A 367-nucleotide genomic window follows, 5' to 3' on the forward strand; every position below is an offset into this window, starting at 1 on the left:
TATCCGATCGCCCTCTTCAACTGGACAATTGAAAATCCAAGCGATCGCCCGATCACGCTGAGCATCTTGCTTTCCTGGCAAAACATGGTTGGCTGGTTCACCAACACGCTCAAGTCGCCCGACGTGAAGATGCGGGATGATGGCAGTCCGGTTTATGAATATCAGCCGCGCATCCGCGAAAGTGCGGGGAACTTGAATCGATTGTTGAAAGCGGGCGATCGCATTGGCTGCGTTCTCGATGGCAGCTTTGAAACTGCGGCGGAAGGCGATGGACAGTGGGCGATCGCCGCTCAAGCTGCAAATGCCGAGCTTTTCTATCACACGCGCTGGAATCCGGCAGGGGACGGCAGCGATTTGTGGCAAACTT

1 protein-coding gene is annotated in these 367 nt (G+C 55.3%); it reads left to right on the forward strand.

Annotated features, from left to right (window positions below):
• Positions 1–367 (forward strand): GH116 family glycosyl-hydrolase (locus FLQ44_RS11175; protein WP_206208830.1); only part of this gene is annotated, 367 nt, incomplete at both ends.

Source organism: Vogesella mureinivorans, assembly GCF_007644035.1.
In the GTDB taxonomy this organism is placed as follows: Bacteria; Pseudomonadota; Gammaproteobacteria; order Burkholderiales; family Chromobacteriaceae; genus Vogesella; species Vogesella mureinivorans.